Raw genomic sequence first — 24,282 nt, 5'->3', positions numbered from 1 at the left:
CTCCTACAGGTTCATTCCTTGTAGTAAACGATCTGGTTGCTGGTCGCCAGTAGTTCGCCCGACTCGCTCCACAGCTCCGCCGCCTGGTCGAAGAAACCATTGCGGAAGGCCTGTCCACGGGCGTCGCCGAGCAGGTAGCCGGTGCCGACTTCCGCCAGTTGCGCGTGGTCGGTATGGAAGTAGGTGGTGATCGACACGGTGCCTGCCGGTACCGGGGTGGCGCGGCGCAGCCAGACGCGCGGGTAGAAGATGTCGCTCATCGCCGCCAGCGACAGGAAGTCCAGCGGGCGGGGCTGGGCGTCGCGCAGCCAGAACTGGCTGCGGCTGTGCTCGCCGCTGCCGTCCCAGCGGGTCGGGATGCTGCCGCTGGCGGCGCGCATTTCGTACTGCTGCGGCCAGGCCACGCTCTTGCCCGCAAGGGACATCCGCTCCAGTTCGCCGGGCGGGGTCACCTGTGGCATGTGCAGGTCGCTCTGGCTCCAAGTCTCGCGGCGCAGGGCGGTGACCAGGGTGGCGGTGGTGGTGACCTGCTGCTCGCCGCTTTCATCGGCCTGCAGCAGCTGCAGCAGCCAGTGCTGGGTGGAGCGGTTGGTGCGGACCGGCGTGGCCTGGACCTGGAACGCCCCGGCCACCACGGCGCTGGCGTAGTTCACCGTCAGCGAGAGCGGGCTGCCGAGCAGCTGCGGATGGCGCAACGCGCCCTGCAGGAGAATGGCCGCGGTAATGCCGCCGAAGGGGCCGACCATGTTCCAGTAGTCCGGGCTGGTGTGGCCGTCGTAGAGGTCGGGCTGGCCTTCCACGGGTTGCAGGGCGACGGCGCGGTCGAATGGGTGCAGGGCAGTATCGGTCATGACTCTCTCGGCGCTTTTTGTTCTCGGAAGAGGGTCTTGTAGGGGAAAGCGCCGCCCTGGGTCAAGGATACCGGCGGGTCAGGGCGTGACCTCGAAGCGCAGCGTACCGATGACCTGGCCGGCTTCCGTCAGCACCTGCACCTGCCAGTTGCCCACCGGGTCGGTCGGGAAGTTCTGCTTGTGCGTCCAGGCGCGGTAGCCGGCCTCGCGGCCACCCTTGATGTCCAGGGCGATGCGGTCGACTTCCTGGCCGTTCAGGCGCCAGGCGTGGTAGATGCGCTCATTCAGCCCCCGCGGGGCGGTGATCGCGGTGTAGGCGTAGAGGCCCTGGGCTTTGATCTGCGCGACGCTGACGGTATCCAGGCTGTCGCCGGGGGTGCGCTGGGCGTTGTCGAAGCTTTCGGTCACCGCCATCTCGGTCATCCACAGGGTCGAGGGCGGCACCCAGGCGCGGGCGAACCAGCCCACCGCACCAATCGACAAGGTCAGGCCGACGAGGGCGAGCCAGCGCCACCATTTGTGGATCTTCACCGTCACCGCCAGGCTCGGGAAGGACAGCAGCACGGCGATGCCCAGTGCCGCCTGGTAGCTCTGCGGCGTGCTCAGGTGGAGGATGATCGGCAGGGCGGTGAGCAGCACCGCGAACAGCGTCAGGGTGTGGTAGCCGAGGAAGGTCCAGCGCCGCACCGAGAGGAACTTGTAGTAGATCGGGTCGGTGATCGCCATCAGCCCGGCCAGCGTCAGCGCGCCGGTGAACAGGGCCTGGCCGCTGTTCCAGGTGGTGGTGATGAAGAAGAACGGCAGGCAGAAGAACAGGCTTTCCTGGTGAATCAGCTGAGTCGCGTAGCGCAGCAGCCCCGGCGGTACCTCCCAGCCGAAGCGGCGCTTGAAGCGGTCGGTGAGCAGGTTCTCCAGCATCAGCCAGACCCAGCTCACCAGCATGACGATGGCCATTACCCGGGCGAAGCCGGCGCGGTGGCGGTCCACCATGATGAAGCTGAACACCCCGGAACAGAAACCGAACAGGGCGACCAGGTGCGGGTAGCGCTGCAGCAGGCCGAGGACGAGGGTGATCAGGCGCTGCACGCGCTCTTTCCAGATGAGCATGGGGCGGTGAGGCGAAGAAAAGCTGAAAAGGGGGCGGGATTGTAACCCCCTGGGGACGATTGGGGGCAGCGGGGATGATGGGAGGGATTTTCCTGCGCCTGTGATTGCACCGGTGGTTGCATTGTGGCCAGACGGCTCTTCGTGGGAGCGAGCTTGCTCGCGAATCGCACGGCACGGTACCGGGCCGGAAAATCGCGGGCATGGTCCGCTCCTGTGGGGGACGTTTGGACGGCTTTTGCGGGAGCGAGGGGCGCCCAGTCCTTGCTTGCGAACAGCCCTGCAGTTGGGCGGGTTCGCGAGCAAGCTCGCTCCTACGAAAAGTGAAAAGCAGCCTCAGTGCTTGCCGCTCAACTCTTCCCGCGCGTAGTCGACGAACAGCTGCGCCGGCTTGGTCAGCTGGGCGCGCTTGAGCCAGGCGGCGACCAGGCCGGAGGCGCTGACGTCCTCGGCGATGTTCACCATCACCACCTTCTTGCCGTCGTAGGTGCACTCCGAGTGCGGGCGGGTGACCAGCACCGAGAAACCGAAGCCCTGGCCGACCATGCCGCGCACCATCTCGATCGACGGCGAGCTGAAGGCGATGTGCGGGTTCAGTCCCAGTTCCTCGAAGATGCTCACGAAATAGGTACGACTTGGCTGCACATCGAGCAGGATCATCGGCTCCAAGGCCAGGTCGCGCAGGGACACCTTGTCCTGCTGGGCGAAGCGATGGTCCTCCGGCAGCAGCGCATAGGGCCGTTGGGCCGGCATCAGCGGGTCGGTGGCGATGGTGCCGTCCAGGTCGTGGTCGTAGAGCAGCGCGAGGTCGAAGCGGCCGGCGGTGAGGCCCTGCACCAGTTCCTGCTGTTCGCCGTCGCTGATGCGGATTTCCACCCCCGGATAGCGCTCGCGGAAGCCTGCGATCAGGCGCGGCAGGTAGAGCGGGGCGACGGTCTCGAAGCAGCCGATGTCGATCTGCCCGGCCACCACGTCGTTGTCCGCCAGGGCGTTCTGCTCGAACTCATGGGCCATGCGCAGCAGTTCCTGCGCCTTGCGGTAGAAGCGCGCGCCGCTGGGGGTGAGCGACACGCCCTGGGCATGGTGGCGGATGAACAGCTGCACGCCGAAGCTCTCCTCCAGACCCTTGATCGCCGTGGAGATGGATGGCTGCGCGATGTACAGCTTGCGCGAGGCCTCGGCCACGCTGCCGCATTCCACGGTGGTCACGAAATACTTCAATTGCCGCAAGGTATAGGAAGCCACTGCACGCCTCGTTGATGCTTTTTTATACAAGATACCGTGTTGCGCCTGCCCGCGGGGGCGGCCCGTGGCGAAGATTTTCCTCGCCGCCGACCACATTTTTCATGGCCTTGACCGTCTGCTGCGTCCCGCCGGGCACGGGCATACTCCGGCGACCGCGCAATTTTCCTACACGCAGCTCGGAGTAAAGCTCATGCGCATCGCCTTGTGGCAGACCTGCGGACTTCCCGGTGACATCGCCGGCAATCTCGAACAGCTGGAGCGCCAGGCCGATGCCGCCGCGGCTGCCGGCGCGCAGCTGCTGCTGTGCCCGGAGCTGTGGCTGGGCGGCTACAACGTCCCGCAGCGCATGGCCGAGCTGGCCGAGGCGGCGGACGGACCGTCGGCGCGCTGCATCGGCGAGCTGGTGGCGCGGCGCCTGGGCGTCGCCATCGCCTACGGCTACGCCGAACGCCATCCCCAGGGCGGCAAGCCGTACAACTCGGTGCAGGTGATCGGCCCGAGCGGCGAGCCCATCGCCCATTACCGCAAGACGCACCTGTTCGGCGCCATGGAAGCGGAGCTGTTCAGCGCCGGCGATCGCCTGCCGCAGCCCTTCGAATACGCCGGCTGGCGCATCGGGCTGCTCAATGGCGTCGACCTGGAATACCCCGAGGCGGTGCGTACCCATGCCCTGAACGGCGCCGGGCTGGTGCTCATCCCCACCGCGCTGACCCCCGAATACGGCGTGGTATCGAGCGTGATCGCTCCGGCGCGGGCGCTGGAGAACCAGCTGTTCGTCGCCTGCTGCAGTCGTTGCGGGGTGGAGGAGGGGCTGCAGTTTCTCGGCGGTTCCTGCGTCGCTGCGCCCGATGGCGAACGGCTGGCGGCGGCGGGTACGGGCGAAAGCCTGCTGCTGGTCGACCTGGATCCGAACCAGCGCGCCCGCCTGAGCGAGACTTTCCCCTATCTGCCTGGTCGCCGCCCGGAGATGTACAGCGCGCTCACCCGTTGACGAAGTGGCCCGAAGCGGTGCGCGTCGGCCCACCGCGAACCGACGTGGTGCGTGCTGCCCAGCTTTTTCATATACCCCGAAGACAAATTTAATAATTTTCCTATGCCGGGGCTTGGGCGACCATCGATTGCACATCCAGAACAAACAAAGTCGCCTCGACGCGACTGAAGCAGGAGTGCCTTGGTGTACGAGCTCAACGACTGGCAGCAGCGCGCTGCCCGGCAGACCTTCATCGACAGCGCCCTGATCGGCGGCCGCCGCGTGGCCGCTCGTGACGGCGCCACCTTCGCTTCCATCGATCCGGCGACCAACCGTCTGCTGGCGAATGTCGCTGCCTGCGGCGAGGCCGAAGTCGACGCCGCCGTGCGCATCGCCCGCCAGGCCTTCGAAGAAGGCCCCTGGGCGCGCATGGCGCCGCGGGAGCGCAAGGTCGTGCTGCTCAAGCTCGCCGAACTGATGATGGCGCACCGCGACGAACTGGCCCTGCTCGACACCCTGAACATGGGCAAGCCGGTGATGGACGCCTGGAACATCGACGTGCCCGGCGCTGCCGGCGTGTTCTCCTGGTACGCCGAAAGCCTCGACAAACTCTACGACCAGGTCGCGCCGACTGCGCAGAACGCCCTGGCCACCATCACCCGCACCCCGCTGGGCGTGATCGGCGCCGTGGTGCCGTGGAACTTCCCCCTCGACATGGCCGCCTGGAAGCTGGCGCCGGCCCTGGCCGCCGGCAACTCCGTGGTGCTCAAGCCCGCCGAGCAGTCGCCGTTCTCGGCCCTGCGCCTGGCCGAGCTGGCACTGGAAGCCGGCCTGCCCGAAGGCGTGCTGAACGTCGTGCCGGGCCTGGGCGAGACCGCCGGCAAGGCCCTCGGCCTGCACCCGGACGTCGACGCCCTGGTGTTCACCGGCTCGACCCAGGTTGGCAAGTACTTCATGCAGTATTCCGCCCAGTCCAACCTCAAGCAGGTCTGGCTGGAGTGCGGCGGCAAGAGCCCGAACCTGGTGTTCGCCGACTGCCGCGACCTCGATCTCGCCGCCGAGAAGGCCGCCTTCGGCATCTTCTTCAACCAGGGCGAAGTCTGCTCGGCCAACTCGCGCCTGCTGGTGGAGCGTTCGATCCACGACGAATTCGTCGAGCGCCTGATCGCCAAGGCTCGCGACTGGGCGCCGGGCGACCCGCTGAACCCGGCCAGCCGTGCCGGCGCCATCGTCGACGGCAAGCAGACCGCCGGCATCCTGCGCTGCATCGACCAGGCCGCCAGCGACGGCGCCACGCTCGCCTGCGGTGGCCGCCAGCTGAGCTTCAACGGCTCCGGCAACTTCATCGAGCCGACCATCTTCACTGGCGTGCGCCCGGAGCAGAGCCTGGCCCGCGACGAAGTGTTCGGCCCGGTGCTGGCGGTGATCCCGTTCGACAGCGAAGACGACGCCGTGCGCATGGCCAACGACAGCATCTACGGCCTGGCCGCCTCCCTGTGGAGCGACGACCTGCACCGTGCCCACCGGGTGGCGCGCCGCCTGAACGCCGGCACCGTGTCGGTGAACACCGTGGACGCCCTGGATCCGGCGATTCCGTTCGGCGGTGGCAAGCAGTCCGGCTTCGGCCGCGACCTGTCGCTGCATTCGTTCGACAAATACACCCAGCTCAAGACCACCTGGTTCCAGCTGCGCTGAAGTCCCGCAGGACCCGACTCGCACCTCGGTGCGGGTTGCGGTCCGCAGGATCAGGCAAGAGATGCTCTGAAACCATTTTCGTACCCGAACCGCTCGAGACGGCCGGTGAGACTGCCCAGGTAAGTCCGTCGCCCTCGATCCCTGCAAACCCCGATGGCCAGGTGTACGCCTCGGGAACTTGGAGAATGTCGATGACCGACCAGATCAGACCGCAACGTGATACCCGCGATTACCAGAAAGCGGATGCGGCTCACCATATCCATGCCTTCCTCGACCAGAAGGCGCTGAACGCCGAAGGCCCGCGCGTGATGGTGCGTGGCGAAGGCCTGCACCTGTGGGACAACGATGGCAACCGCTACCTGGACGGCATGTCCGGCCTGTGGTGCACCAACCTGGGCTATGGCCGCAAGGACCTGACCGCCGCCGCCACCGCCCAGCTGGACGAGCTGCCGTACTACAACATGTTCTTCCACACCACCCACCCGGCGGTGATCGAACTCTCCGAGACCCTCTTCAGCCTGCTGCCCGACCACTACAGCCACGCGATCTACACCAACTCCGGCTCCGAGGCCAACGAGGTGCTGATCCGTACCGTACGCCGTTACTGGCAGGTCGCCGGAAAGCCGCAGAAGAAGATCATGATCGGCCGCTGGAACGGCTACCACGGCTCCACCCTGGCGGCCACCGCGCTGGGCGGCATGAAGTTCATGCACGAGATGGGCGGCCTGATCCCGGACATCGCCCACATCGACGAGCCCTACTGGTTCGCCGCCGGCGGCGACCTGACCCCGGCCGAGTTCGGCCGTCGCTGCGCACTGCAGCTGGAAGAGAAGATCCTCGAACTGGGCGCGGAAAACGTCGCCGGCTTCATCGCCGAGCCGTTCCAGGGCGCCGGCGGCATGATCTTCCCGCCGGAAAGCTACTGGCCGGAAATCCAGCGCATCTGCCGTCAGTACGACGTACTGCTGTGCGCTGACGAAGTGATCGGCGGCTTCGGCCGTACCGGCGAGTGGTTCGCCCACCAGCACTTCGGCTTCCAGCCCGACACCCTGTCCATCGCCAAGGGCCTGACCTCCGGCTACATCCCCATGGGCGGCCTGGTGCTGAGCAAGCGCATCGCCCAGACCCTGGTGGAAGAGGGCGGCGTGTTCGCCCACGGCCTGACCTACTCCGGTCACCCGGTGGCGGCGGCAGTGGCCGTGGCCAACCTGCGCGCGCTGCGTGACGAGGGCTGGGTCAACCAGGTGAAGAACGACACCGGTCCGTACCTGCAGCAGTGCCTGCGCGAAGTCTTCGGCAACCACCCGCTGGTGGGCGACATCCAGGGCGCCGGCTTCGTCGCCGCGCTGCAGTTCGTCCAGGACAAGGCTACCCGCAAGCGTTACGAGAACGAGAACGACATCGCCTGGCGCTGCCGCACCATCGGCTTCGAGGAGGGCGTGATCATCCGCTCCACCCTCGGCCGCATGATCATGGCGCCGGCGCTGGTCGCCGGCCGTGCCGAGATCGACGAGCTGGTCGAGAAGACCCGCCGCGCGGTCGACCGCACTGCCCAGGAAATCGGCGTGCTGTAACGGCACACGATGGTGTAGGAGCGAGCTTGCTCGCGAACTGCTTCGCTGCGGATTCGCAAAGAGCGTTCGCGAGCAAGCTCGCTCCTACAAAAAAGCTATTCCAACAACAACGCCGCGGGCGCAACGACGCCCGCGCGATGGAACCCCTTAAGGCCGGCCTTCTGGTCGGCTACTGCCCAGCAACACAACAACGCCAACCGGCTGTGGGAGTTCGTTCCATGTATCCGTCCTTGCTCAAGCACGCAACCCTGTCCTGCGCCCTGCTCGCCACCGCCATTGCCGGCGGTGCCCAGGCGCAATCGCAAAGCCTGACCGTGATCTCCTTTGGCGGCGCCACCAAGGCGGCCCAGGAGCAGGCCTATTTCAAACCCTTCGAAGCCAGCGGCGCCGGGAAGATCGTCGCGGGTGAATACAACGGCGAAATGGCCAAGGTGAAGGCCATGGTGGACGTCGGCAAGGTCACATGGGACGTGGTTGAAGTGGAAAGCCCGGAGCTGCTGCGCGGCTGCGAAGAAGGCTTGTTCGAGCGTATCGATCCGGCGGCCATCGGCAACGAATCGCAGTTCGTACCCGGCACCCTGAGCGAGTGCGGCGTGGCCACCTACGTCTGGTCGATGGTGATGGCCTACAACAGCACCAAGGTCGCCAAGGCGCCGCAGACCTGGGCGGACTTCTGGAACACCACCGAATATCCGGGCAAGCGCGGCCTGCGCAAGGGTGCCAAGTACACCCTGGAAATCGCCCTGCTGGCCGACGGCGTGAAGCAGGAAGACCTCTACAAGGTGCTCGGCACCAAAGAGGGCGTCGACCGCGCCTTCGCCAAGCTCGACCAGCTCAAGTCCAACATCCAGTGGTGGGAAGCCGGCGCACAACCGCCGCAGTGGCTGACCGCCGGAGACGTGGTGATGAGCGCCGCCTACAACGGCCGTATCGCCGCCGCCCAGAAAGAGGGTGTGAAGCTCGGCATCGTCTGGCCGGGCAGCCTGTACGACCCGGAATACTGGGCCGTGGTGAAGGGCACGCCGAACAAGGCGCTGGCCGAGAAGTTCATCGCCTTCGCCAGCCAGCCGCAGACCCAGAAGGTCTTCTCCGACAACATCCCCTACGGCCCGGTCAACAAGGGCACCCTGGACCTGCTGCCGGCGAACGTGCGCGACGCCCTGCCCACCGCGCCGGCCAACCTGGAAGGCGCCCGCGCCGTCGACTCCGCCTTCTGGGTCGACCACGGCGAGGAGTTGGAACAGCGCTTCAACGCCTGGGCGGCGCACTGATCCCATCCTGACTCGTGCCCGGCGTCCGCGCCGGGCACCTGCCTTGCATTACCCCGCGTGAGACCTCCAATGACAACGACGCAAAATTCGTCGGCGACCCTGGAGCTGAGCACCATTCAGCCCATTGCCGCCCATGAACGTCACGGCCGTGCCCGTGATCTTTTCACCATCTGGTTCGGCAGCAACATCATGCTGCTCACCGTGGTCACCGGTGCGCTGGCCGTCACCGTGTTCAAGCTGCCGTTCTTCAGCGCCGTGCTGGCGCTGGTGCTCGGCCATCTGCTGGGCGGCATCTTCATGGCCCTGCACTCGGCCCAGGGGCCGCAGCTGGGCGTGCCGCAGATGGTGCAGACCCGTGGCCAGTTCGGCTCCTTCGGATCCTTGCTGGTGGTGGCCCTGGTGGTGATCATGTACCTGGGCTTCTTCGCCTCCAACCTGGTGCTCGGCGGCCAGACCCTGAGCGCGCGCTTCCCGGCGATCAGCACCAACCAGGGCATCCTGGCAGTGGGCGCCCTGAGCGTCATCGCCACCATCTTCGGCTACCGCCTGATCCACGGTTACACCCGGCTGATGTGCTGGCTGTCCGGCGCGGTGCTGCTGGTCTGCTTCATCTGGCTGCTGTTCGTCCACGGCCTGCCGGCGGACCTGCTTGAGCGCAACGAGACCACCATCCCCGGCTTCCTCGGCGCCCTGTCCATCGCCGCGCTCTGGCAGTTGGCCTATGCGCCCTACGTTTCCGACTACTCGCGCTACATGCCGCAGGGCACCGGTTCGCGCACGGCCTTCTGGTCCAGCTACTGGGGCTGCTGCCTCGGCTCGATCCTGCCGATGCTGCTGGGCGTGCTGGTGGGCCTGGCGGTCGGCGAAGGCGACGTGATCGCCGGGCTGATCGAAATGACCGGCGGCTTCAGCGCCGTGATGGTCGCGGTGTTCTCCTTCGGCATCGCCGCCACCAACTCGATGAACCTGTACTGCGGCACGCTCTCGACCATCACCGTCGGCCAGACCCTGATCCCGGCCTGGAGTGCCAAGGCCGGCTGGCGCGCGGTGATCGCCCTGGTGCTGTTCGGCGGTTCGCTGGCCATCGCCCTGCTGGGCCAGGACAACTTCATGGCCAACTACACCAACTTCATTCTGCTGCTGCTCTACGTGCTGGTGCCCTGGAGCGCGATCAACCTGGTCGACTACTACCTGGTGGCCCACGGCGAGTACGACGTGCTGTCGTTCTTCCGTCGCGACGGCGGCATCTATGGCACCTTCAACTGGACCGCGGTGAACTGCTACATCTTCGGCATCCTGGTGCAGATTCCCTTCATGTCCACCGCGCTCTATACCGGTCCCGCGGCCCAGGCCATGAACGGTGCGGACATCTCCTGGGTGGTCGGCCTGGCCGTGGTTTCGCCGGTCTACTGGCTGTTCAGCCGCAAGCGTCAACAGAGCCTGAAGGTGGCCCGCGCATGAGCCGTCGTACTGGATTCTTCTTCGACGAACGCTGCTTCTGGCACGCTACCGGGTTGCATGCCCTGATCCTCCCCGTCGGAGGCTGGCTGCAGCCGCCGGTGGGTGGTGGCCACGCCGAATCGCCCGAGAGCAAACGCCGGCTGAAGAGCCTGATGGACGTCTCAGGCCTGAGCAATCAGCTCAAGCTTTCCAGCGCGCCACTGGCCAGCGAGGAAGACCTGCTGCGGGTGCACCCGGCGAGCTACCTGGAACGCTTCAAGGCTTACAGCGAAGTCGGCCATGGCGACATGGGCGAGGAAACCATGGTCAGCCATGGCACCTACGACATCGCCCGGCAATCCGCCGGCCTGACCGTCGCCGCGGTGGACGCGGTGCTGCGCGGTGAGCTGGACAACGCCTACGCGCTGTCCCGTCCGCCGGGTCATCACTGCCTGCCTGATCGCGGCATGGGCTTCTGCTACCTGGCGAACATCGCCGTGGCGGTGGAGACGGCCAAGGCGCGCCACGGTATCAAGCGCGTGGCGGTGCTGGACTGGGACGTGCACCACGGCAACGGCACCGAGGCGATCTTCTACGGTCGCGACGACGTGCTGACCCTGTCGATCCACCAGGCCGACTGCTATCCCACCGGCACCGGCGCGGTGGACGATATCGGCGAGGGCGCGGGCAAGGGTTACAACCTCAACGTGCCGCTCTATCCGGGCAGTGGCGATGACGCCTACCGCGTGGCCATGGAAACCATCATCGTGCCGGCGCTGGAACGTTTCCAGCCGGAGCTGATCGTGGTCGCCAGCGGCTTCGACGCCAACGGCGTGGACCCGCTGGCGCGCATGCTCGCCCACAGCGAGACCTTCCGCTTCATGACCGCCGCCGTGCGCGACGCTGCCGAGCGCCTGTGCGATGGCCGCCTGGTGGTGGTGCACGAAGGCGGTTACGCCGAAGCCTACGTGCCGTTCTGCGGTCATGCGGTGATCGAGGAAATGGTTGGCGTGCGTACCGAAGTGGTCGATCCCTTCCTGCCGATGCTCGAAGGCCAGCAGCCGGACGCGGATTTCCGCGCCTTCCAGCGCCAGGCGCTGGAGCGGATGGCGGCGAAGCTGCTGGGCTGAGGCCACCACTCGCGGCGGCACTGGGCGGGTCGAACCTGATGGTCGATCCGCCCATCACTACTCTGCTTTTTTCCTCTCGCCGCTGCTTCTTGCAGCGCAGTTATTTGCCTGCGCGGACGCCCAGGTCCAGGGCGAAGTCAACGCCCAAATCGACTCGGCACTGACGCCTACTCGGGTGGCGGACGTATTTCTCACGCAGTACGAATAGTTCCTTCGAACGTCGCTGGCATGGCGGGCGTGGCACAGAATGTCCGGGTCTCGTTCGCACCGAAGGGCCTGCCCGTGGATTTCCGCTTCAGCGAGGAACAGTACCTGTCCTCGCGCTGCCTGCCCGCAGGTCCGGTGCGCGCCAGTCCGCGTTCGGCGCCGCTCTGAGGACGCCTTTCAACACCCCTCAACATCGTTACCCATCCTCTACAAAAATCAGAACAGGAGGCTAGGTTCATGGACACGGAATACCTCGCGACACTGCCCAGCGCGATTCGCCACTTTGCCCGCGAGCGGGCTGGGGCCATTGCGTATGCCTTCGAAGGCCGCGAAACCACGTTTGCCGATTTCGATCGCCATACCGACCGCGTGGCCCAGGCCCTGCTGGCCGACGGTGTGAAGGCTGGCGACCGTATCGCCTATATCGGCAAGAACAGCGACCACTATTTCGAGCTGTTCTTTGGCGCGGCCAAGATGGGCGCCGTCATTACACCGGTGAGCTGGCGGCTGGCGGGACCCGAGATCCAGTACATCGTTTCGCATTGCGATGCGACGCTGGTCTTCGTCGGCGCTGAGTCATCGGCGTTGGTACGCAACCTGCTGCCCGAGTTGCCGCTGGTTCGTCGCGCGGTGGCGATGGAGGGCGGGGAACCCGGCTGGCCGGCTTACACCCACTGGCGCGACGCCTGCCCGAGTACCCCGCCGGCACACGAGGCGAAGCCTGCGGACGTAGTGCTGCAGCTCTACACGTCGGGCACGACAGGCCGTCCCAAGGGCGTGATGCTGATGCATCGGAACCTGACCAGCGGAACCCGGATTTCACTAAGCGAGGGCGCGGACTGGTCGCTATGGAGCGACGACGACATCTCGCTGGTGGCCATGCCGGTCGCGCATATCGGCGGTTCGGGGTGGGGCGTGCGTGGCATTCTGTCCGGCTGCAAGGGGGTCGTGGCACGCGAGTTCGACCCGAGCAAGGTGCTCGACTACATCGAGCATGATCGAGTCAGCAAGCTGTTCATGGTGCCGGCGGCCATGCAGATCGTGCTGCGCGATCCGCGCGTGCGCCAGGTGGACTATTCGCGGCTCAAGCACATGCTGTACGGCTCATCGCCAATCCCCGCGGCGCTGCTGCGCGAGGGCATGGAGGTCTTCGGCTGCGGTTTCGTCCAGCAATATGGCATGACCGAGACCACGGGCACGATCGTGGCGCTGCCGCCGGAGGACCATACCCCCGCCGATGTTCCGCGCATGCGCGCCGCCGGCAAGGCCATGCCCGGCTGCGAGGTGGCGGTGATCGGGGCGGACGGCCGGAGGCTGCCGCCCGGAGAGGTCGGCGAAGTGGTGATCCGCTCGCCGCAGAACATGGCGGGTTACTGGAAGCAGGAGGAGGACACCGCCCGTGTCGTCGATGCCGACGGCTGGCTGCGCAGCGGCGATGCCGGCTACATGGACGCCGACGGCTATCTGTACATCCACGACCGGGTCAAGGACATGATCATCAGCGGCGGGGAGAACATCTATCCGGCCGAGGTGGAGAGCGCCATCTACGGTCATCCGGCCGTTGCCGATGTGGCCGTGATCGGGGTGCCCGACGAGCGCTGGGGCGAGGCGGTCAAGGCGATGGTCGTGCTGCGCTCCGGCGCACCGGCCGATGTCGACGGCATCCTGGCCTGGGCGCGTGAGCGAATCGCGGGCTTCAAGGTGCCCAAGAGCATCGACTTCATCGACGCCATGCCGCGCAATCCGGCCGGCAAGTTGCTGCGTCGGGCGTTGCGGGAGCCGTACTGGGTGGGTCGCACCCGTCAGGTCAACTAGGCGCTGGGGATCGAGCAGCCGGGTTGAGGGTTGGGTCAGGCGGCGTCGTGACGGGCGCATCGGTGCAGGCGGTCATTCGCCGTTCATGGCCCGACGGTACCCCGCTGGGGAGTTCGAGCGGCTAGAGTGGGGGACTCAATCCAGTAGAACGGATCGCGTCCCCATGAAGCTCATGCTCCTGCCCCTCGGCCTGCTGGCCGCCTCCTTCGCCGCCCAGGCGGCCGACTGCGCCAATCCCATGGACCAGGCCACCTTCAATGCCTGCGCCGCCCAGGAATACTCCGCCGCCGACAAGCGCCTCAACCAGGTCTACAACGACTATCGCCAGCGTCTGGACGCCAGGCAGAAGGACGGCCTGAAGGACGCCCAGCAGGCCTGGTTGCACTACCGCGACCTGCACTGCAAGTTTGCCGCGTCCTCGGTAGAGGGCGGTTCGGCCTACGGCATGGTGTTCGACGGCTGCCTGGCCGAAGTCACCGACGCGCGGGTGAAGGAGCTCAAGAGCCTGTCCAGTTGCGAGGAAGGCGACTTCGATTGTCCTGCGCCGAAGCCGTAACAGCTGTACGGCCGGCGAATCCGGTGACGTAGGGCGTATAACGTTCGACGTTATACGCCGTTTGGCCTGCGTTTCCGCGCGCGTTGGATCGGGCCACGGAGCCGCTGCTTCAAGGCACTCCGAACGGGCCATGCGGCCGAAGATGCACCCGGTGAGTCGGCGTACAACCGCGAACGGTTGTACGCCCTACGGGGAGCCTGGCCCGCGAGTGGGCAAAAAAAGAGGGAGCCTTGCGGCTCCCCTGGAGAGACGGCCGCGGTAGTGGGACCGCGGCCGGGGGTGGGGTGCGCCGTCAGGCGGCGCGGAAGGTGTTGTGCGGGTCGATGACGAATTTCTTCGGCACGCCGGCATCGAACTGGCCGTAGCCCTTCGGTGCGTCGTCCAGGGTGATGACTTCCACCCCGACGATGTCGGCGATCTTGATGCGATCCCACATGATGGCCTGCATCAGCTGGCGGTTGTACTTCATCACCGGGGTCTGGCCGGTGTGGAAGGTGTGCGACTTGGCCCAGCCCAGGCCGAAGCGGATGCTCAGCGCACCGTGCTTGGCGGCATCGTCCACCGCACCCGGATCTTCGGTGACGTACAGGCCCGGAATACCGATCTTGCCGGCTACGCGAACCACGCCCATCAGCGAGTTGAGCACGGTGGCCGGAGCCTCGTGCTGCGACCCGGAGTGACCGTGGCCACGGGCTTCGAAGCCCACCGCGTCGATCGCGCAGTCCACTTCCGGCTCGCCCAAGAGATCGGCGATCTGCTCGTGCAGCGGGGTGTCCTTGGACAGGTCGGCGATCTCGAAGCCCTGGGACTTGGCGTGGGCCAGGCGGGTCGGGTTGACGTCACCGACGATCACCACGGCGGCGCCCAGCAGGCGGGCCGAGGCGGCGGCGGCGAGACCCACCGGACCTGCGCCGGCGACGTAGACGGTGCTGCCCGGACCCACGCCGGCGGTGACGGCGCCGTGGTAGCCGGTGGGCAGGATGTCGGAGAGGCAGGTCAGGTCGCGGATCTTCTCCATCGCCAGCTCGCGGTTCGGCAGCTTGAGCAGGTTGAAGTCGGCGTAGGGGACCATCACGTACTCGGCCTGGCCACCGACCCAGCCGCCCATGTCGACGTAGCCGTAGGCGCCGCCGGCGCGGGCCGGGTTGACGGTCAGGCAGACGCCGGTGTGCTGCTCCTTGCAGGTACGGCAGTGGCCGCAGGCGACGTTGAACGGCACCGAGACCAGGTCGCCGATCTTCATGGTTTCCACGCCACGGCCGATTTCCACCACCTCACCGGTGATCTCGTGACCCAGCACCAGGCCGACGGGCGCGGTGGTGCGGCCGCGCACCATGTGCTGGTCGGAGCCGCAGATGTTGGTGGAGACCACGCGCAGGATCACCCCGTGGTCGATCTGCTTGCCCTGCGGGTCCTGCATCTTCGGATAGGGGATGTTCTGTACTTCGACCTTGCCCGGGCCGAGATAAACCACACCACGATTGCCAGACATACGCATTCCTCATTGTGTTTGTGGGTACAAATGCGGGCACTACGGCCACACGGTTTTGCACTGGGATGTCGTGTGTTGCGCGACAGGGCCGGGTCGTACTGCTGGCAGCCGGCGGGTCTGTCGGTGTTGCTCGGTGATCAGGAGAGGGCGCTCTACAGCGAGCGCCACCGTCCGTGTTGAAACGTAGGGCGGATGAGCTCCATCCATCCGCCGGTCAGGCCGGCACGGCGGATAACGCCTGCGGCGTTATGCGCCCTACAACAGCGGTGCGCTTACAGCACCACCGTCCGGTTGGCGTTCAGGAAGACTCGCTTCTCGATGTGGAAGCCCACGGCTTTCGCCAGGGTCAGGCACTCCACGTCACGGCCCTTGGCGATCAGGTCCTCGGGGTAGTGGGAGTGGTCCACGGGCTCGACGCCCTGGGCGATGATCGGGCCCTCGTCGAGGTCGTTGTTGATGTAGTGGGCGGTGGCGCCGACCAGCTTCACGCCCTTCTGGTAGGCCTGGTGGTAGGGCTTGGCGCCCTTGAAGCCGGGCAGCAGCGAGTGGTGGATGTTGATCGCCCAGCCGTCCAGGCGGCGGCACAGCTCGGGGGAGAGCACCTGCATGTAGCGGGCGAGGATCACCAGTTCGGCACCGGTCTGCTCGATCACCTGCCAGACCTTCGCCTCCTGCGCGCCCTTGTCGTTCGGGTCCAGCGGGAAGTGGTGGTAGGGGATGCCATGCCAGCGGGCCAGGGGTTCCAGGTCCGGGTGGTTGGAGACCACCGCCACCACGTCCATCGGCAGCTGGCCGATGCGCTGGCGGTAGAGCAGGTCGTTCAGGCAGTGGTCGGCCTTGGAGACCATGATCACCACCTTGCTGCGATAGCCCGGCGGAGTCAGTTCGACGTTCATCTGGAAGGGCGAGACGCGGTCGGCGAGGCCGGCGCGGAAGGCCGCCTCGTCGAAGCCGTCGCCGGCACGGAACTCGATGCGGATGAAGAAGCGCTGCGCCAGGCGGTCATCGAACGAATGGTGCTCGGTGACGTAGCAGCGCTGTTCGAACAGGTAGCGCGTGACCACGTCGACCGTGCCCAGCAGGCTCGGGCTGTCGGCGGTGAGGATCCAGGTATCGGGTGTGCGGCTCATGGTCTGGCTCCGAAATGTTCCTCTCGCTGGAGAGGTTGGGGTGGGCTGACCCTCACCCCGGCCCTCTCCCGGAGGAGAGGGGGGACGATGCACCGCTTACGCGGCCACCTGCAGGCCGTACTCGGCGCAGGCGTCCTGCAGCCACAGCCAGAAGTAGTCGGAGAAGCTGCGACGAACCACCAGCTCCCAGGTGTGCTCGCCGGTATGGCGGATCACCAGCTGGGACTTGGCGAAGATGGTGCCCACCGCCTTGCCCACCGGGAAATTGCTCGGGTGCACGTCGTAGCTGGTGGACTTCATCAGCACTTCGCGGACCTTGGGGCCTTCCAGTTCCAGCAGGGTCTGGCCGCCGCTGACGTTGATCACCGAGTAGTGCAGGTCTTCGCCGAGGGCCTTGCGCAGGCTCTGCTCGACGGCGAATTCCTGGCCACCGGGGACGATCAGCAGCCACTCGTCCGGGCCGAGCCACTGCAGCGAGGTGTCACCCTTGGCCACCAGGGTCAGGGCGACCGGCAGCTCCAGGCCCAGGGCCTTTTTCACGCCGGCGGCGAAGGCCGGGTCGTGGGCGTCGCCACGCAGGGTCAGGTGGCCGAGGAATTTCTTCTCGCGCAGGGTCACGCCGGCATTGGCCACCTTGCGGCTGGCAAGCTTGTCCAGCTCGGCGTGGTGCAGGGGCGATTCGGCCTGGATGCCGGCTTCGGGACGCTGTTCGTAGAGGTTGGCTTTGCTCATGTTCTGTTCACCTTGGGGGCGCTTATCGCCTGTTTCCCCTCACCCCAGCCCTCTCCCGAAGGGAGAGGGGGCCGAGCTGAGTGTGCTGTGAGTGTCGTGCTCGCCGGCGGCTCCAAACTGTCCCCTCTCCCCCTGGGAGAGGGTTAGGGTGAGGGCAGCCGGCGGCTCCGAATCAATCCACGTTCTGCCGTTCCCCTTTCGGGTCGTAGAACACCGAGCTGCAGATTTCCGCCTCGATCACCCGGCCATCGGCCAGCGGGGCGTAGACCTTCTCGCCCATGCGCTTCAAACCACCCTTGACCACCGCCAGGGCGAAGCCGTAGCCGAGGCTGCTGCTCATGTAGCTGGAGGTGACGTGGCCGACCATGTTCATGGGGATCGACTGCTGGGTGTTGAACACCAGCTGCGCACCCTCGGGCAGGACTTCCATGGGGTTGGTGGGCTTGAGGCCGACCAGCTGCTTGCGGTCTTCGCGCTGGCAGTCGGCGCGGTTCATGCCACGCCAGCCGATCCAGGAGAACGGCTTGGTGCGACCCACCGCCCAACCCATGTTCAGGTCGTCCGGGGTGACCGAGGCGTCGGTGTCCTGGCCGACGATGATGAAGCCCTTCTCGGCGCGCAGGACGTGCATGGTCTCGGTGCCGTACGGGGTCAGGTTGTACTTGGCGCCCGCTGCGACGATCGCTTCCAGCACACCCATGGCGTAGTTGGCCTGGATGTTCACCTCGTAGGACAGCTCGCCGGTGAAGGAGATGCGGAACACCCGCGCCGGGACGCCGGCGACCTTGCCTTCCTTCCAGGTCATGAAGGGGAAGGCTTCCTTGTCCAGGTCGATGTCGGTGACTTCGGCCAGCAGCTTGCGGCTGTTGGGGCCGGACAGGGTCAGGGTGGCCCAGTGGTCGGTGACCGAGGTGAAGTACACCTTCAGCTCCGGCCATTCGGTCTGGTGGTACAGCTCCAGCCATTCCATCACGCGGGCGGCGCCGCCGGTGGTGGTGGTCATGACGAAGTGGTTGTCCGCCAGGCACGCCGTGACGCCATCGTCGAAGACCATGCCGTCTTCCTTGCACATCAGGCCGTAGCGGGCCTTGCCCACGTCCAGCTTGGTCCAGGCGTTGGTGTAGACGCGGTTGAGGAACTCGCGGGCGTCCGGGCCCTGGATGTCGATCTTGCCCAGGGTGGAGGCGTCCAGCAGGCCGACGCTTTCACGCACGGCGCGGCATTCGCGGGCCACGGCGGCGTGCATGTCTTCGCCGCGCTTGGGGAAGTACCACGGGCGCTTCCACTGGCCGACGTCCTCGAACTCGGCGCCGTTCTTCACGTGCCAGGCGTGCAGGGCGGTGAAGCGTACGGGTTCGAACAGGTGACCGCAGTGACGACCGGCGACGGCGCCGAAGGTCACCGGGGTGTAGTTCGGGCGGAACATGGTGGTGCCGGTGTCGGCGATGCTCTTGCCCTGGGCGCGGGCTGCAATGGCCAGGCCGTTGATGTTGCCCAGTTTGCCCTGGTCGGTGCCGAAGCCCAGCGCGGTGTAGCGCTTGACGTGCTCGATGGACTCGAAGCCCTCGCGGCAGGCCAGTTCGATGGCGGCGGCGGTGACGTCGTTCTGGGTGTCGACGAACTGCTTGGGCGCACGGGAGGTGGACTTCTCGTGGGGCACCTGGAACAGCGCGAGGGTCGCTTCCTCGGTACGCTCGGACGCAGCCGGCAGGTCGCCTTCCACGGCCTTGAAGCCTGCGTCGACTGCCGCCTGGCTGCCGGCCTGGTAGCCGTCGGCCAGGGCATCGGCGAGGCGGAACACGCCGTTCACTGCACCGGCGCAGATGCGCTTCTGGAAGGCCAGGCCGGGTACGAAAGCGAGGATGTCTTCACGCCATTCCGGCTTGCCGCCCAGGTGCGAAGCCAAGTGCACCACCGGGCTGTAGCCGCCGGAGCTGGCGATCAGGTCGCAGTCCAGCCAATCGCCCGGGGCGTTGACCTTCATGCGGAAGGTATCGATGGAGGCCACCTTGGCGCCGGTCACGCGCTTGCTGCCGCGGGCTTCGATCACCGAGCTGCCGGTGATGACGCGCATGCCGCGCTTGCGTGCTTCCTCGACCCACTGGCCCTGCGGATTGGGGCGCGCATCGGCGATGGCGACCACCTCCAGGCCGGCTTCCTGCCAGTCCAGGGCGACGCGGTAGGCGTAGTCGTTGTTGGTGGACAGCACCAGCTTCTTGCCCGGCGCCACGCCGTAGCGGCGTACATAGGTGGAGACGGCGCCGGCCAGCATGTTGCCCGGCACGTCGTTGTTCGCGTAGACCAGCGGGCGCTCGTGGGCGCCGGCGGCCAGCACCACGCGCTTGGCGCGGACGCGGTGCACGCGCATGCGCACCTGGCCCAGCGGAGCGGTTTCGCCCAGGTGGTCGGTACGGCGCTCGTGGATGGTGAGGAAGTTGTGGTCGTGGTAGCCGTTGACGGTGGAGCGCGGCAGCAGGATCACGTCCGGGTTGCCTTCCAGCTCGGCGATGGCCTTGGCCACCCACTCCGCGGCGGGCTTGCCGTCGAGGGTTTCGCGGGTGTCGAGCAGGCTGCCGCCGAACTCTTCCTGTTCATCGGCGAGGATCACCCGCGCGCCGCTGCGCGAGGCAGCCAGGGCGGCGGCGAGACCGGCAGGGCCTGCACCGACGATCAGCACGTCGGCGTGGTGGTTCATCCAGTCGTAGCTGTCCGGGTCCACTTCGGTGGGCGCGCGGCCCAGGCCTGCGGCCTTGCGGATGTACTTCTCGTAGGTCAGCCACATGGACTGCGGGTACATGAAGGTCTTGTAGTAGAAGCCGGGCGGCATCATCTTGCCGCCGACCTTGCCGAAGATCCCCATGAGGTCGTTCTGCACGTTCGGCCAGCCGTTGGTGGCGCTGGCCACCAGGCCGTTGTACAGCGCCTGCTGGGTGGCGCGCACGTTGGGCACCTGGGTCGCTTCGCGGGAGCCGATCTGCAGGATGGCGTTGGGCTCTTCGGCGCCGGCGGCGACGATGCCGCGCGGGCGGGAGTACTTGAAGCTGCGGCCGAGGATGTCGACGCCGTTGGCCAGCAGCGCGGCGGCCAGGGTGTCACCGGCGAAGCCCTGGTAGGTCTCACCGTTGAAGGTGAAGGTCAGGGGCTTGCTGCGGTCGATGCGACCGCCACGGGAAAGGCGATTGATCTGGCTCATTAGGCCTTCTCCACGGCAGGCTGGGAAGCGGATTTCTTCTCGGAATCAGCGGCGGTCACGCTGGGTTTTTCGCCGATCTTGTAGGTTTCGAGAATTTCGTAGGTCACCGTGTGGCGGGTGACGTTGAAGTACTGGCGGCAGCCGGCGGCGTGCACCCACAGTTCGTGGTGGATGCCGCGCGGGTTGTCGCGGAAGAACATGTACTCGCCCCATTCCGCGTCGGTGCAGGCAGAGGGGTCGAGCGGGCGCGGGATGTGCGCCTGGCCCTTGGCGTGGAATTCCTCTTCGGAACGCAGCTCGCCGCAGTGGGGGCAGAAGATGTGAAGCATGGTTGAAGCCTCCCGGGTTTCTTTCCGAGTGGCGTGGGGTGTTGGCACTTCGCCGAACCACCCTCACCCGCCCTTCGGGCACCCTCTCCCAAAGGGAGAGGGTCATCAGTTGTCGCCCTACGGGCGAATGTTCAATGAGCTACGGCGGCAGCGCCGTGTTCGTCGATCAGCGCGCCGGTGTGGAAGCGTTCGATGGAGAAGGGCGCGGCCAGCGGATGCGGCTCGCCCTTGGCCAGGGTCGCGGCAAAAACGTTGCCCGAGCCGGGAGTGGCCTTGAAGCCGCCGGTGCCCCAACCGCAGTTGAAGAACAGGTTCTTCACCGGGGTCTTGCCGATGATCGGGCAGGCGTCCGGGGTGGTGTCGACGATGCCGCCCCACTGGCGGTTCATGCGCACGCGGGACAGCACCGGGAACATCTCCACGATGGCCTGCAGGGTGTGCTCGATCACCGGGTAGGAGCCGCGCTGGCCGTAGCCGTTGTAGCCGTCGATGCCGGCGCCGATGACCAGGTCGCCCTTGTCCGACTGGCTGATGTAGCCGTGTACGGCGTTGGACATGATTACGCTGTCGATGATGGGTTTCAGCGGTTCGGAAACCAGCGCCTGCAGCGGGTGCGATTCGATCGGCAGGCGGAAGCCGGCGAGCTTGGCCATGTGCCCGGAGTTGCCGGCGGTGACCACGCCGACGCGCTTGGCGCCGATGAAGCCGCGGTTGGTCTCGACACCGATGACCGCGCCATCCTGCTTGCGGAAGCCGATCACTTCGGTCTGCTGGATCAGGTCCACGCCCAGGGCGTCGGCGGCACGGGCGAAGCCCCAGGCCACGGCATCGTGACGGGCCACGCCACCACGGCGCTGCACGGTGGAACCCATGATCGGGTAGCGGGCGCTCTTGGTGCAGTTCAGGTACGGAATCTCTTCGGCCACCTGCTGCGCGTTGAGCAGTTCGCCGTCCACGCCGTTCAGGCGGTTGGCGCTCACGCGGCGTTCGCCGTCGCGCATGTCCTGCAGGGTGTGGCAGAGGTTGTAGACGCCGCGCTGGGAGAACATGACGTTGTAGTTCAGGTCCTGGGACAGGCCTTCCCACAGCTTCATGGCGTGTTCGTAGAGCAGCGCGGATTCGTCCCACAGGTAGTTGGAGCGCACGATGGTGGTGTTGCGCGCGGTGTTGCCGCCGCCCAGCCAACCCTTCTCGATCACCGCGACGTTGGTGATGCCGTGTTCCTTGGCCAGGTAGTAGGCCGTGGCCAGGCCGTGGCCGCCACCGCCGACGATGACCACGTCGTAGACCGGCTTGGGCGTGGGCGTGCGCCACATGCGTTGCCAGTTCTCGTGGTGGCTCAGGGAATGCTTGAACAGGCCGAAGCCGGAATAGCGTTGCATGTCGATGCTCCTGATCTTTTGCTCCCCTTCCCGTGGGAAGGGGGTGGGGTGAGGGTTGCGGCGCTGGGGTCGGGACCGATGTTTCCCTCACCTGCCCTTGGGGCGCCGTCTCCGCGAGGAGACGGGAAAACTCAACGGTAGACCGGATAGTCCGCGCAGAGGCCGGCGACCTGGGTGGCCACCTTGGCCTCGACGTCGGCGTCGCCCAGGTGGTCCAGCACGTCGCAGATCCAGCCGGCCAGTTCGCGGCACTGCTGTTCCTGCAGGCCACGGGTGGTGACCGCCGGGGTGCCGATGCGGATACCGGAGGTGACGAACGGGCTCTGCGGGTCATTCGGCACGGCGTTCTTGTTCACGGTGATGCCGACGCGGCCCAATGCTGCGTCCGCTTCCTTGCCGGTCAGGCCCTGCTTCACCAGGCTGATCAGCATCAGGTGGTTGTCGGTGCCGCCGGAGACCACGTCGTAGCCGCGGTCGATGAACACCGAGGCCATGGCCTGGGCGTTCTTGATCACCTGGGCCTGGTAGTCCTTGAAGCCGGGCTCCAGCGCTTCCTTGAAGCACACCGCCTTGGCGGCGATCACGTGCATCAGCGGGCCACCCTGGGCGCCAGGGAATACGGCGGAGTTGAGCTTCTTCTCGATCTCTTCGTTCGACTTGGCCAGGATCAGGCCGCCACGCGGACCGCGCAGGGTCTTGTGGGTGGTGGTGGTGACCACGTCGGCGTAGGGCAGCGGGTTCGGGTACAGGCCGGCGGCGACCAGGCCGGCGACGTGGGCCATGTCGACGAACAGCAGCGCCCCGACCTTGTCGGCGATGGCGCGGAAGCGCGGGAAGTCGAGGGTCTTGGAGTAGGCGGAGAAGCCGGCGACGATCATCTTCGGCTTGTGCTCCACGGCCAGGCGCTCGACTTCGTCGTAGTCGATCAGGCCGGTGGCGGTGTCCAGGCCGTACTGGATGGCGTTGTACAGCTTGCCGGAGGAGGAGACCTTGGCGCCGTGGGTCAGGTGGCCGCCGTGGGCCAGGCTCATGCCCAGGATGGTGTCGCCGGCGTTGAGCAGGGCGAGATAAACAGCGGCGTTGGCCGAGGAGCCGGAGTGCGGCTGGACGTTGGCGTAGTCGGCGCCGAACAGCTGCTTGGCGCGGTCGATGGCCAGCTGCTCGACCTTGTCGACGTGCTCGCAGCCACCGTAGTAGCGCTTGCCCGGATAGCCTTCGGCGTACTTGTTGGTCAGCCCGCTGCCCTGGGCCTGCATGACGCGCTTGCTGGTGTAGTTCTCCGAGGCGATCAGCTCGAGGTGGTCCTCCTGGCGAGCCTCCTCGGCGTCCATCGCCGCGAGCAGTTCGTCGTCATAGCCCTGGATCTGGTCGTGCTTGCTGAACATCGCTGGTCTCCCTGCGGCGCGGGACGCGCGCCAATGGCTGGTGCGGGACCGAGTGGTCCCCTTGTCTGCGATGGTATGACTGGCCCTGCTGACCCAGATGCCTATGTACGCCACGGGTAAGTGCGTTTGCGACATGGCGCGAATGGCGCAAAAGCGACCCGGCGCGTGGAATTGCCCGCTGCGCGTGGTCAGAATGCGACATGCCCGCGCCAGGACGGCGCGACCTGCGGAGCTTTGGAGATGAAGCGCTTCTTTCTATCTGTGTCGCTGGGTCTTGCCCTGCTGCTAGCCCAGGTGTCGGCCTGGGGCATGTCCCGGCTGTTCGACGGCGACGCGACGGTCTGGATGCGTGGCGAGACGCTGTGCTTTGGCGGTGTGGCCTTCAAGTCGCCCGGCCTGTTCTTCAATCGCCTGCTGAAGGTCGATGACCGGCAGGTGGCGGTGCACTTCATCGAGCTGTCCCGCGAACCCTACGAACCCTTTTGGTCGACGGGCAGTGAAGATCCGTCCCGCGGCGTGCCGCTGCGCAGCGACACCTGCTTCGCCTACGGCAAGGCGATTCCCGGCTTCAAGGAGAGGACCCCGGCGCGGCCGCTGGCGCCGGGCATGTACCGCGTCACCGTCGGTGGGCACGACAGCGCGGGTGACGGTGCGCGAGCGACCTTCATGAAGACCTTTTGCCTGGCGTCGCGCGGCAAAGGGCTGGCAGTCGTGGATGCCGGCTACGACGAGAAAGCCGGCCGCTGGCTCTGCAAGCCGGTGCAATGAAGCTGCCGATAGG

General features: G+C 66.5%; 19 protein-coding genes. 9 read left to right on the top strand and 10 right to left on the bottom strand.

Annotation, left to right across the window (positions count from 1 at the left end):
- Nucleotides 1-11 precede the first annotated feature (11 nt).
- The 3 genes from O6P39_RS26655 to O6P39_RS26645 all read right to left on the bottom strand — a co-directional run bounded on the left by O6P39_RS26655 (nt 12) and on the right by O6P39_RS26645 (nt 3,200).
- Entirely contained in the window at nt 12-851 is an 840-nt protein-coding gene (locus tag O6P39_RS26655) for a thioesterase family protein (protein WP_275609339.1), read from the bottom strand.
- Between the two features lie 78 nt (nt 852-929).
- The gene (locus O6P39_RS26650; protein ID WP_275609338.1) at nt 930-1,958 is read right to left on the bottom strand and encodes a DUF5924 family protein; all 1,029 of its coding nucleotides are present in this window, start codon (nt 1,956-1,958) and stop codon (nt 930-932) included.
- A gap of 333 nt (nt 1,959-2,291) precedes the next feature.
- On the bottom strand, nt 2,292-3,200 hold the full coding sequence (locus tag O6P39_RS26645; protein WP_275609337.1) for a LysR substrate-binding domain-containing protein: 909 nt from the start codon (nt 3,198-3,200) through the stop codon (nt 2,292-2,294).
- Nucleotides 3,201-3,390: 190 nt separating this feature from the next.
- On the opposite strand from O6P39_RS26645, the gene O6P39_RS26640 reads away from it, so the two are divergent.
- The 8 genes from O6P39_RS26640 to O6P39_RS26605 all read left to right on the top strand — a co-directional run bounded on the left by O6P39_RS26640 (nt 3,391) and on the right by O6P39_RS26605 (nt 13,858).
- On the top strand, nt 3,391-4,191 hold the full coding sequence (locus O6P39_RS26640; protein WP_275609336.1) for a carbon-nitrogen hydrolase family protein: 801 nt from the start codon (nt 3,391-3,393) through the stop codon (nt 4,189-4,191).
- A gap of 183 nt (nt 4,192-4,374) precedes the next feature.
- Complete coding sequence (locus tag O6P39_RS26635; RefSeq protein ID WP_275609335.1) at nt 4,375-5,865, top strand: aldehyde dehydrogenase; 1,491 nt, start codon at nt 4,375-4,377, stop codon at nt 5,863-5,865.
- Between the two features lie 191 nt (nt 5,866-6,056).
- Nucleotides 6,057-7,439: an aspartate aminotransferase family protein gene (locus tag O6P39_RS26630; RefSeq protein WP_275609334.1), complete on the top strand. Its 1,383-nt coding sequence runs from the start codon at nt 6,057-6,059 to the stop codon at nt 7,437-7,439.
- Between the two features lie 218 nt (nt 7,440-7,657).
- Nucleotides 7,658-8,710, top strand: coding sequence for an ABC transporter substrate-binding protein (locus tag O6P39_RS26625; RefSeq protein WP_275609333.1), 1,053 nt, complete (start codon nt 7,658-7,660; stop codon nt 8,708-8,710).
- Nucleotides 8,711-8,779: 69 nt separating this feature from the next.
- Nucleotides 8,780-10,171: a cytosine permease gene (locus O6P39_RS26620; protein ID WP_275609332.1), complete on the top strand. Its 1,392-nt coding sequence runs from the start codon at nt 8,780-8,782 to the stop codon at nt 10,169-10,171.
- A complete protein-coding gene (locus O6P39_RS26615) occupies nt 10,168-11,280 on the top strand; it encodes a class II histone deacetylase (RefSeq protein ID WP_275609331.1) in 1,113 nt (370 codons plus the stop codon). The genes O6P39_RS26620 and O6P39_RS26615 overlap by 4 nt, the downstream gene beginning before the upstream one ends.
- Nucleotides 11,281-11,724: 444 nt before the next feature.
- Nucleotides 11,725-13,302 (top strand): fatty acid--CoA ligase, encoded by a 1,578-nt coding sequence (locus tag O6P39_RS26610; RefSeq protein ID WP_275609330.1) that lies wholly within the window; start codon nt 11,725-11,727, stop codon nt 13,300-13,302.
- 163 nt (nt 13,303-13,465) lie between these two features.
- Entirely contained in the window at nt 13,466-13,858 is a 393-nt protein-coding gene (locus O6P39_RS26605) for a lysozyme inhibitor LprI family protein (protein ID WP_275609329.1), read from the top strand.
- A gap of 292 nt (nt 13,859-14,150) precedes the next feature.
- Here O6P39_RS26605 and fdhA read toward each other — a convergent pair whose 3' ends face one another.
- The 7 genes from fdhA to glyA all read right to left on the bottom strand — a co-directional run bounded on the left by fdhA (nt 14,151) and on the right by glyA (nt 23,501).
- Nucleotides 14,151-15,350 (bottom strand): formaldehyde dehydrogenase, glutathione-independent, encoded by a 1,200-nt coding sequence (gene fdhA / locus O6P39_RS26600; RefSeq protein WP_207884989.1) that lies wholly within the window; start codon nt 15,348-15,350, stop codon nt 14,151-14,153.
- A gap of 272 nt (nt 15,351-15,622) precedes the next feature.
- Nucleotides 15,623-16,480 carry a formyltetrahydrofolate deformylase gene (locus O6P39_RS26595; RefSeq protein WP_275609328.1) on the bottom strand — a complete coding sequence of 286 codons (858 nt, stop codon included), beginning with the start codon at nt 16,478-16,480 and terminating at the stop codon, nt 15,623-15,625.
- A gap of 96 nt (nt 16,481-16,576) precedes the next feature.
- Nucleotides 16,577-17,212 (bottom strand): sarcosine oxidase subunit gamma family protein, encoded by a 636-nt coding sequence (gene soxG / locus O6P39_RS26590; RefSeq protein WP_275609327.1) that lies wholly within the window; start codon nt 17,210-17,212, stop codon nt 16,577-16,579.
- Nucleotides 17,213-17,384: 172 nt separating this feature from the next.
- On the bottom strand, nt 17,385-20,405 hold the full coding sequence (locus O6P39_RS26585) for a sarcosine oxidase subunit alpha (protein WP_275609326.1): 3,021 nt from the start codon (nt 20,403-20,405) through the stop codon (nt 17,385-17,387).
- Nucleotides 20,405-20,734 carry a sarcosine oxidase subunit delta gene (locus O6P39_RS26580; protein WP_275609325.1) on the bottom strand — a complete coding sequence of 110 codons (330 nt, stop codon included), beginning with the start codon at nt 20,732-20,734 and terminating at the stop codon, nt 20,405-20,407. Before O6P39_RS26580 ends, O6P39_RS26585 begins: the two co-directional genes overlap by 1 nt.
- A 131-nt stretch (nt 20,735-20,865) precedes the next feature.
- Nucleotides 20,866-22,116 (bottom strand): sarcosine oxidase subunit beta, encoded by a 1,251-nt coding sequence (locus O6P39_RS26575; RefSeq protein WP_207884994.1) that lies wholly within the window; start codon nt 22,114-22,116, stop codon nt 20,866-20,868.
- A gap of 131 nt (nt 22,117-22,247) precedes the next feature.
- Nucleotides 22,248-23,501, bottom strand: coding sequence for a serine hydroxymethyltransferase (gene glyA / locus O6P39_RS26570; RefSeq protein WP_275609324.1), 1,254 nt, complete (start codon nt 23,499-23,501; stop codon nt 22,248-22,250).
- A gap of 240 nt (nt 23,502-23,741) precedes the next feature.
- On the opposite strand from glyA, the gene O6P39_RS26565 reads away from it, so the two are divergent.
- Nucleotides 23,742-24,269 (top strand): hypothetical protein, encoded by a 528-nt coding sequence (locus O6P39_RS26565; protein ID WP_275609323.1) that lies wholly within the window; start codon nt 23,742-23,744, stop codon nt 24,267-24,269.
- The last annotated feature ends 13 nt before the right edge of the window (nt 24,270-24,282 follow it).

Source organism: Pseudomonas sp. PSE14 (assembly GCF_029203285.1).
GTDB lineage: Bacteria > Pseudomonadota > Gammaproteobacteria > Pseudomonadales > Pseudomonadaceae > Pseudomonas.
This window is presented reverse-complemented; position numbering and strand designations above follow the sequence as displayed.